This window comes from Kitasatospora sp. NPDC054939, from assembly GCF_053610105.1.
The window spans coordinates 1-9,510 of record NZ_JBSGXP010000221.1; the positions used below are offsets into that span (position 1 = coordinate 1).

The 9,510-nt window shown below is 77.2% G+C and carries 6 protein-coding genes; all 6 read right to left on the bottom strand.

All coding sequences use genetic code 11. From position 1 onward, the window contains the following. Nucleotides 1-96: 96 nt before the first annotated feature. Complete coding sequence (locus ACWGB8_RS36460) at nucleotides 97-1,215, bottom strand: iron-containing redox enzyme family protein (RefSeq protein ID WP_452217966.1); 1,119 nt, start codon at nucleotides 1,213-1,215, stop codon at nucleotides 97-99. Nucleotides 1,216-1,530: 315 nt separating this feature from the next. Next, nucleotides 1,531-3,378, bottom strand: a complete 1,848-nt coding sequence (locus ACWGB8_RS36465; RefSeq protein WP_452217967.1) for a SpoIIE family protein phosphatase — start codon at nucleotides 3,376-3,378, stop codon at nucleotides 1,531-1,533. 100 nt (nucleotides 3,379-3,478) lie between these two features. After that, complete coding sequence (locus ACWGB8_RS36470) at nucleotides 3,479-4,069, bottom strand: ATP-binding protein (RefSeq protein WP_452217968.1); 591 nt, start codon at nucleotides 4,067-4,069, stop codon at nucleotides 3,479-3,481. A gap of 60 nt (nucleotides 4,070-4,129) precedes the next feature. Then, nucleotides 4,130-4,894, bottom strand: a complete 765-nt coding sequence (locus ACWGB8_RS36475; RefSeq protein ID WP_452217969.1) for a hypothetical protein — start codon at nucleotides 4,892-4,894, stop codon at nucleotides 4,130-4,132. Between the two features lie 163 nt (nucleotides 4,895-5,057). Further along, nucleotides 5,058-7,460 (bottom strand): SpoIIE family protein phosphatase, encoded by a 2,403-nt coding sequence (locus tag ACWGB8_RS36480; RefSeq protein WP_452217970.1) that lies wholly within the window; start codon nucleotides 7,458-7,460, stop codon nucleotides 5,058-5,060. Continuing rightward, the coding region (locus ACWGB8_RS36485) for an ATP-binding protein (RefSeq protein ID WP_452217971.1) at nucleotides 7,457-9,510 on the bottom strand (2,054 nt) is incomplete at its 5' end. The genes ACWGB8_RS36485 and ACWGB8_RS36480, both read right to left, overlap by 4 nt.

Here is a 9,510-nt window from a genome sequence, read left to right on the forward strand (position 1 = left end):
ACCTGTCACCGCCGCCCCCGCCCCGCCCGCACCACTGGTGCGGGGGTCCCGCGGCTAGCCGGTTCCGCGGGTGCGGGCCCGGGGGCGGGGGCGGGTTCAGCGGCGGGTGGCCCAGCGGGGGCGGGGGCCGAGACCCCGGCGGACGGCGGCGGCGAAGTCGACCGGGGCGGGCCGGGCGGGGGCGAACCGGGCCGGGGCGTCGGGCAGCGGGAGCCGCAGTGAGCTCCGGCCCGACCGCCAGTGCCCCAGCAGGTGCGCGGCCAGCCGGTCCTCCACCAGCCCGGTGGCGGCCACCCCGAGGAGGAGGTCGGCCGCGAGTTCGGGTTCGGCGGCCAGGACGGGGCCGATGACACCGTGCCGCATGACCTGCTCGTGCACCGCGTCGGCCTCGACGTGCTCCCGGTAGAACAGGGTGCCGTCCGGGCCGGCGCCGAGCCGTTCCAGCGCCGCGGCCATCCGGGCCGCGCCCGGTGAGGAGGTGATCTCCAGGACGGCGAACTGCCCGACGGCCGCCCCGCGCAGCGCCCGGTGCAGGCCGAACAGCTCCATCAGGTTGACCACCGCCAGGGCCGGCGCGGGCACCGCGTCCAGGTAGTGGCCGTAGCCGGGGTCCAGGCCGAGGTCGGCCATCATCCGGGCGTACAGCAGGGCGTGCGCCCGGTCCGGGTGCCCGGCGCCGTACTCGTCGAAGGCCACCGCCAGCAGCGCCGCCTGGGCCGGGCCGGGCAGCCGCGGGATCATCCACAGCTGCGGATCGGCCTCCTTGAGGTGGTACACCGAGCGGTGCACCAGGTACTCGCGGGCCTGCCAGCGCTCGCCGTGGTGCAGCAGGTGGTGGGAGGGGCCGTGTCCGTCGGCGGGCTCGACCAGCAGGCCGGCGAGCGCCTCGTCGAGCGCCCGCGCGGGGTCGGTGCCGTCCGGCACCGGCCCGACCGCGGCCCGGACCGCCGCCAGGAAGCCGCGCTCCAGTCCGCGCCGCAGCCGCAGCAGCTCCGGGTCCCACTCCCAGCCCGGGTCGACGCCGGACAGGCCGTGGTGGTGCAGCTCGTAGCAGAGGTGCAGGGCGAGCTGGTGGTCCTCCCCCCACGGGTCGGTGGTGCCCACGGGCGTGCTCAGCAGCCGCCCGGCCCCGGGCGGGCCGGAGGCGAGCAGCGCGAGGACGGCCGCGGAGGCCGGGCCGCGCGGCGGCGGGGGCACGAGTTCGGCGCCGCTCACCGTGCGCTCCCCCACCGCACCGCGAGCAGCAGTACCACCCGGGTCCGCACCGCGTACATCGCCACCCGGGCCCGTCGGCGCAGCGCCGGCCCGATCCGTCGCCCCGCCGGCGTCCCGTCCGTCCGTGCCCGTTCCGACCGTCCGTCCACGGCACCCGCCTCCTCGCACTCGTCACCGGTTCACCCCGGCCGGTCCCCCGTTCCGTCCTTCCGGCGGCTGCCCGCTCCGGCGCGCTCCTAACGCCCCGGCCCCGGCAGTCCCGCACCGACACCGCCGCCCCGACACCCGCCGCCCCGACACCGCCGCCGCGGCGCCTCACGGCACCCGCGCCACCAGCAGGCAGCTGTCGTCCCGCGGATCCGCCCCGCCCACGCGCCCCACGACGTACTCCACGCACCCCTCCGCATCCCCGGCCGGACACTCCTCCACCGCCCGCAGCAGCGCCGCCAGGCCCTCCGCCGGCACCGCCGAGCGGGGGCGCAGCAGGCCGTCGGTGACCAGAACCAGGGCGTCGCCGGGCGCGAGCGCGAGCGGTACGGCGCGGTAGCGGGCCTGCGGGGTGGCGCCGAGGACGGGCCCGGGCGGCGGGTCGAGGAGGACGGCGCGGCCGCCGTGCAGCAGGGCGGGCGGCAGGTGGCCGGCCCGGGCCCAGGTGAAGCTGCGGTCGGCCGGGTCGTAGTGGCCGCAGACCACGCCCGCGATGTAGTCGCCGCCCTGGTGGCAGACCATCGCGTTGAGGTGGCCGAGCACCTCGCCCGGGCCGGTACCCGTGTGGGCGAGGCCGCGCAGGGCGTGCCGCAGGTGGGCCATCCCCGCCGCGGCGCGCAGCCCGTGGCCGCTGACGTCGCCGACCGCGAGCAGGATCCGCCCGTCGGGCAGCGGCAGGATGTCGTACCAGTCCCCGCCGATCCGGGAGCCGCTGGTGGCGGGCAGGTAGCGGGCGGCGGCGTCCAGACTGCCCGCGGTCGGTGCGGCGGCGGTCGGCAGTTCCATCAGCGCCTGCTGGAGGGCCTTGACGGCCCGGTGCTCGGCGGCGGCGCGGCGGCGCTGCTCCGACAGTTTGGCCCGGGCCCCGGCGAGGGCCTGCTCGGTGCGGCGCCGGTCGGTGACGTCCTCCACCACGCCGCGTACCGCCCGCAGGCCGTCCCGGGCGCCCGTGACGGCCTCGGCGCTCACCCGGAGCGTCCGCGCCGGACCCGCCCCGGCGGCGGTGTCGAACTCCACCGCGGCCCGCGGTTCGCCGCCGAGCAGGCGGGTGGCCAGCAGCCGGACGGCGGCGCGGTCCTGCGGGTGGACGGCGTCGAGCGCCCGGCCGGGGGTCGGCGGGTCGGCGGCCCCGGGCCCCGCGTCGAGGCCGAGCAGGTGCAGGGCCCGGTCGGAGCAGGACAGCACCGGCTGGCCCGCCGTCCAGTGGAAGGTGCCGAGGCCCGCCAGGAGCTGGACGTCGGCGAGCCGGTCGGCACGCCGCACCGGTCCCTCGCCGCTGCGCCAGGTGAGCAGGAGGCCGTCCGGGAAGGGGACGGCCCGGAGGTCGAGCGTGCCGGTGTGGACGGCGCCGTCCACCACCTCGGAGAACCGCAGCGCCCGGCCCTCGTACGGGATCCCGGCGGCGGCCGTCGCCAGCAGGCGGGCGAAGGTCCCGGCCGCGACCAGGCCCGGGTAGAGCTCGCTGAGGCGGTGCCCGACCAGGTCCCGCCCGGGGCGGCCGGCCGGGTCGACGGTGGCCGCACCGGCGTGCGCCACCCGCAGGTCGGTGGGCACGCCGCCCTCCCGGACGGGCGTGAGGAGCAGCACGGGGTCGTACAGCGCGTCGACGACCGAACGGAACCAGTGCCCCCCGCCGGGCTCGGCGAGGACCCCGGCCCCGGCGTCCGGGGCGGTGGCCCGCCGCGGGGGCCCGGCCCCGGGGGCCCCGGGCGGTGCGGCCACCCCGAGCAGGTCGGCGGCGATGTCGACCAGCTTGCGGTTGCCGTCCTGGGAGAGCTGCGCGAGGTGGCCGAACGCCTCCTCGGGCGTACACCCCAGCCGCTCGGTCAGCAGGCCCTTCGCCTGCTCGATGACCGCCCGGCTGCGCATGGCGCGGCGCAGGCCCTCGACCTCGGCGCGCAGCCGGTCGACGGTGTTCTGCAGGACGACCGCCTCGGCGGCCCGGTCGTCCGTCATGGTCGGGTGACCGCCCTTCCGGTCGGACGCGCGGCCCCCGGCGCAACCAACGGGGCCACCTCCATCCCAGGGTAGGGGGTGTGTGACGTGCCGAACCCGCTCACGCCCCCGTCCTGTCCGGGGGCGCGTCCACGCCGTCCCCGCCCGGGGGCCGGTCCGACGGTGCCAGGACCTCGAACCAGACCGTCTTCCCGCGCTCCCGGCGCTGCCAGCCCCAGCTCAGCGCGAGCCGGGCCAGCAGGTGCAGGCCCAGACCGCCCGGGCGGAGCGGACGGTCGAGCGGGCGGGGGCGGGGCGGCACCGGGCTGGGGTCGGAGACCTCGACGCGCAGGGCCCCGGCGCCCCGGATCAGCAGCAGGTCGAGCGGGCCGCCGGCGTGCCGGCAGGCGTTGGTGACGAGTTCGGAGACCAGCAGCACGACCTCGTCGAGGGTGGCCGTGCCCCGGGCCGGGCGGGTCGGCCGGACCGGGTGGCCCGGCCGGGGGCGCGGCCGGAGCCGGGGCCAGTCGGCGAGCGCGGCCCGGGTGAAGTCCCGGCATTCGGTGACCACCCCCGGCCGGCCCGCGAGCGGCAGCCGGATCGCCCAGGGCGCCGGAGGGAACCCCCGACGGGGTGCTCCACCGCGGGCCCGGTCGCGGGTGCGGTCACGGGTGCGGTCGACGGCGTACCTGGGCGCGTGGCCGCCGGACATGGGGTCTTCCTCCTCTCCCGGGTCCGCGGGGGGCGGACGTACCGGTGGCGGGTCGTGCGGTCACTGGCCGGTGAGGTGGCGGAACCGCCTGCGGCGGGTGTGGGCGCTCGGGAGATCGGCTGCCCGGACGCCCTGTTCCGCGGCGGCCTGCCCGGATTCGGTCTGCTGGGGTTCGGCCTGCTGGGGCCCGGTCTGCTGGGGTTCGCCGTACGCGGCCTGCGGGGGATCCCGGTACTCGGCCGGCGAAGGGTCCCCGTACACGGCCTGCGGGGGATCCCGGTAGTCGGTCGGCCCGGGCTCCGGCGGTCGCGGTTCGGTCGGCGGAGCGGCGGCTGCGGCCGTGGGCCGTTCGGCGTACGGGTCGTCGGCGGCGCGTCGGGCGTACGGGTCGGATCCGGCGCGGTCCGCAGCCGCCGTCTCCGGTACCGGTGCCGGTGGCGGTGGCATGGGCTCCCGGTCGGCGGCGGGCGCGCGGTACGGCTCCCGGTAGGGCTCTCCGGACGGCTCCCGCCTGTACGGCTCCCGGGCCGCGGCGGCCATGGCGGTCGCGCCGTCGGTCCCGGTCGCGCCGGTCGCGCCGGTCGGAGCCACCACCACCGAGCGCCGCCGGGTACGGCGGAGCGAGGCGGCCATCAGCGCGCAGCCCAGGCAGAACAGCAGGGCGAGCGCGACGCCCGCGAGGAAGATCGCGAGGCTGTTCAGCACGACGAGGTCGTTGCCTAGCACCGTCACCTGGTAGTCCGGTCCGCCGGACAGGTTGTCGGCGATCAGCAGGCCGATGAAGGCCCCGGCCGCGGCCATCAGAAGTAGTCCGAGTATCAGCATGGCGGGCGTCCCTTCGCTTGGGTGTCCTCACGGTCCCCGCTCCACCCCCGACCGGCGCGCCTACCCGGCCGCGGTCGGCGCAATCACGGACCGTGCGGTCGGGATCGCCGTCCGGCGGGCCCGTCCCGGGCCCTCGCCCGGACGGTGGGGAACGCTCGCGCGTCTACCCGGGCCGGCCGGACTCACGCGGGGCGGGCGCGGCCGGCTCGGGGCCCGGGGCGGCGGGCCGCTCCACCCGGACCGCGATCAGGCAGGTGTCGTCGTCGGTGTCGGCGCGGCTGAGTTCCAGCAGGCGGTCGAGGTAGCCGTCCAGGTCGCCGCGGGGGTCGCCGGCGATGCGGATCAGCTGGTGGACGGACTCCTCGACCGGCCGGTCCCGCCGCTCGACCAGGCCGTCGGTGTAGAGCAGCAGGACGTCGGCGGGGCCGAGCTGCAGGGTGTGCTCCTCGTAGGCGGCGTCCTCCAGGGCGCCGAGCAGGATGCCGTGCGGCAGCGGGAGGACGTCGGCGCGGCCGGCGGTGAGCAGGACCGGCGGGAGGTGGCCGGCCCGGGCCCAGCGCAGGCTGCTGTCGACCGGGTCGAAGACCGCGCAGACGGCGGTGGCGGTGACGTGGCCCTGGTCGCGCAGGGCGACGGTGTTGGCCCAGGCGAGGAGCCGTCCGGGGCCGGCGCCGGTGACGGCGAGTCCGCGCAGGGCGTGGCGCAGCGCGACCATGCCGGTGGCCGCTTCGACGCCGTGCCCGGCGATGTCGCCGACGGCGAGCAGGACGCGCTTGTCGGGCAGCAGCATCACGTCGTACCAGTCGCCGCCGACCCGGGCGCGGCGGGCGGCGGGCCGGTAGCGGACGGCGGCGTGCAGGCCGGTGGTGCCCAGCGGCGGGGGTTCGGGCGGCAGGATGGCCTGCTGGAGGCGGAGAGCGAGCTGCTCGCTCTCGGCGGCCTCCTGTTCGGAGTCGGCGAGGCGGGCACGGGTGGCGCCGAGGGCGATCTCGGCCGTGTGCTGGGCGGAGATGTCGTGGTAGGCGCCGCGGACGGCGGTGAGCCGGCCCTCGGCGTCGGTGACGGGTTCGGCGACGACCCGGGTGTAGCGGGGCGGGCCGTCGGGTCGCTGCAGCCGGAACACCGCGGACGAGGGGCGCAGCCGCCGGTGGACGGTGTCGAGGAGGCGGCGGACGGCGGGTTCGTCGTCGGGGTGGGCGTGGTCGGTGAGCTCGGCGAGCGGGACGGGTGCGGCCCCGGGCGGCAGCCCGTACAGCTCGCGCAGTCCCTCGTTCCAGAGGATGCGGCCGGTGGCGGTGGACTCCTCGAAGCCACTGACCTTGGCGAGCCGCTGGGCCTGTTGGAGGAGGGCGGCCTGCCGGTCGCGGGCGGTGGCGAGGTTCCAGCTGACGAGCAGGCCGGGGCCGAGCGGGGCGGCGGCGAGGCGGACGGCTGCGGGCAGCGGGTCGTCGCCGGCGTGGAAGGCGAGGTCGAGGCGTTCGTCGCGGACGGTCTCGCCGGCGGTGTGGGCTCGCAGCAGCCGGTCGTAGAGGCCGGCGGCGCAGGCGGTGGGGTAGCTCTCCAGCAGGGAGGCGCCTTCGAGTTCGGTACGGCTACGGCCGAGCGGGTCGGTGAACTGCTCGTTGGTGCGGACGATGCGGAAGTCGACGGTCCGGCCGTCGGGTCCGGCGACGGGGTCGAGCAGCAGCGCGGGGCCGAGGACGCCGTCGAGGACGGCGGCCCGGTCGGCGTCGCCGCCGGCACCGGTGCCGGCGGCCGCGGCGGGGGCGCCCAGCAGGGTGGCGCAGAGGTCGGCGAGCGCGGCGAGCTGCCGGCGCAGCGGCGGGCCGAGGTCGGGGGCGGCGCCGGGCCAGAGGAGTTCCAGGGCGCCGGTGCGCCGTCCTCGGTCGTGCAGCGGGAGGACGGCCCGGCGGAGGTCGGGGCCGCCGATGCCGGGGGCGCCGTCGACCCGGTCGGGCCAGTGCGCGGCGCCGGTGCGGACGGCGCGTTGGGCGGCGGTGTCGACGCCGGGCGGGACGCGGTTCCAGGCCTCGGCCTCGGCGGCGGGCAGTCCGGCCTGGGCGGCGAGGACGAGGGCGCCGCCGGGGACGGCCTGCCAGACGGCGACGGCGCGGGCGCCGAGCGGCATGGCGGCCTGGTCGAGCAGGGCGCGGGTGCCGGCGCCGAGGTCGGAGGCGGCGGCCAGGGCGGCGCCGGCCTCCGGGTGGGGGGCGGGGCCGGGTGGGGCCTGCGGGTCCGCGGTGCCGGGCGGGGGCGGGGCGGGCTGTCCGGCGACGTCGGCGGCGAGGGCGGCGGGGGTGGTGCCGGCGTCGCGGGCGAGCCGGACGAGTTGGGCGGCGGCGTCGGCGGGCGGGCAGTGCAGGCGTTCGGCGAGGATCCCGGTGGCGAGGTCGACGAGGGCGCGGGGGCGCTCCTCGGTGCGCAGTTCGGCGACGGCCCGTTCCAGTCGGCGGACGGCGGCGGCCAGGGCGAGGACGGTCTCGCCGTCGCCGGGGTCGGGGGGCCGCCCCGCGGGGGCGGCAGCGGTACGGTCCGCCGGGGCACCGTGCGGGGCGCGGCTCGTCACGGGGTGTCCAGCAGGTGGCGCATGCGGTCGAGCAGGTCGGGGGCGTAGACGGGCTTGGTGACGTGGTCGTCGGCGCCCGCGGCGAGGCTCTTGGCGTGGTCGCCGGGCATGGCCTTGGCGGTGACCGCGATGATCGGGATGCGGGCGTTCCGCTCGCCGCCGCGGATCGCCTCGATGGCGGCGTAGCCGTCGAGTTCGGGCATCATCACGTCCATCAGGACGAGGTCGGTCTCGGGGTGCTCGTTCAGGGTCTCCAGTCCGGCCCGGCCGTTGGCGGCGTGCAGGACGACCAGGCCGCGCTGTTCGAGGGCGGCGGTGAGCGCGAAGACGTTGCGGATGTCGTCGTCGACGATCAGCACGGTGCGCCCGGTGAGGGCGGGGCCGCCGGTGGGTGGTGGCTCGGCCGCGGGTGTGCCGGCGCGGTCGGGGGTGCGGTCGGCGGAGGTGTGGGCGGGCGCGGGGGCCGGTCGCCCGCGATCGACGAGCGGGAGGTGGAGGGTGAAGCTGCTGCCCTTGCCGACGGTGGAGCTGGTGGTGATGGTGCCGCCGAGCAGCCGGGCGAGTTCCCGGCTGATGGACAGGCCGAGGCCGGTGCCGCCGAAGCGGCGGCTGGTGGTGCCGTCGGCCTGCTGGAAGGCGCCGAAGATGGTGTCGAGGTGGGCGGGGTCGATGCCGATGCCGGTGTCGTCGACGCGGAAGGCCACGGCGGCCGCGGGGTGGCCGAGTTCGGGCGGCACGTCGTCGCCGGAGGTCCGCTCGATCCGCAGTTCGACCCGGCCGGTGTCGGTGAACTTCACGGCGTTGGACAGGAGGTTGCGCAGTACCTGGCGCAACCGTGCCTGGTCGGTGGTGAGTTCGGCGGGCATGTCGGGGTCGACGGTGACCGCGAAGTCGAGGTGCTTCTGGTCGGCGAGCGGTTTGAAGCCTGCTTCCACGTAGTCGACCAGCGCGCGGACGGTGAAGGTCTCCGGGCTCATCTCCATCTTGCCGGCCTCGACCTTGGAGAGGTCGAGGATGTCGTTGATGAGCTGGAGCAGGTCGGAGCCGGCGGAGTGGATGACGCCCGCGTACTCGACCTGTTTGGGGGTGAGGTTGCCCTCGGCGTTCTGGGCGAGCAGTTGGGCGAGGATGAGCAGGCTGTTGAGCGGGGTGCGCAGTTCGTGGCTCATGTTGGCCAGGAACTCCGACTTGTACATCGAGGTCATGGTCAACTGGCGGGCGCGCTCCTCCAGTTCCTGCCGGGCCTGTTCGATCTCCAGGTTCTTGGCCTCGATGTCGCGGTTGCGCTCGGCGAGCAGGGCGGCCTTCTCCTCCAGTTCGGCGTTGGAGTGCTGCAGTTCCTCCTGCCCGGACTGCAGTTCCTCCGAGCGGGCCTGGAGTTCGGCGGTGAGCCGCTGGGACTCGCCGAGCAGTTCGTCGGTGCGGGCGTTGGCCAGCAGGGTGCCGATGTTGACGCCGCAGGTCTCGGCGAACTGCTCCAGGAAGTCCCGGTGGACCTGGCTGAACGGGTGGACGGAGGCGAACTCCATCACGCCGAGCAGCCATTCCTCCAGCGCGATGGGCAGCACGACCAGGGCCCGGGCGTCGGCCTCGCCGGCGCTGGAGGCGAGGGTGGCGTAGCCGGGCGGCAGGCCGTCGACGACCAGGGTGCGGCGGCTGCGGGCGGCCTGGCCGACCAGTGACTCGCCGAGGCGCAGGCGCAGCGGCGGTGCGCCGGGCGGGCGGCCGTAGGAGCTGATGAGGGCGAGTTCGGCGCCGTGGGGGGTCTCCTCGGCGAGGAAGAAGGCGCCGTACTGGGCGTCGACCAGGGGGGTCAGCTCGTCGGTGATCATCTCGGCGACGGCGCGGATGTCCCGGCGGCCCTGGATGGCACCGGAGAAGCGGGCGAGGTTGGTCTTCAGCCAGTCCTGCTCCTGGTTGGCGCGGGTGGTCTCGCGCAGCGAGCCGACCATGGCGTTGATGTTGTCCTTGAGGTCGGCGACCTCGCCGGAGGCGTCGACGGTGATGGAGCGGGTGAGGTCGCCGGCGGCGACGGCGCTGGTGACCTCGG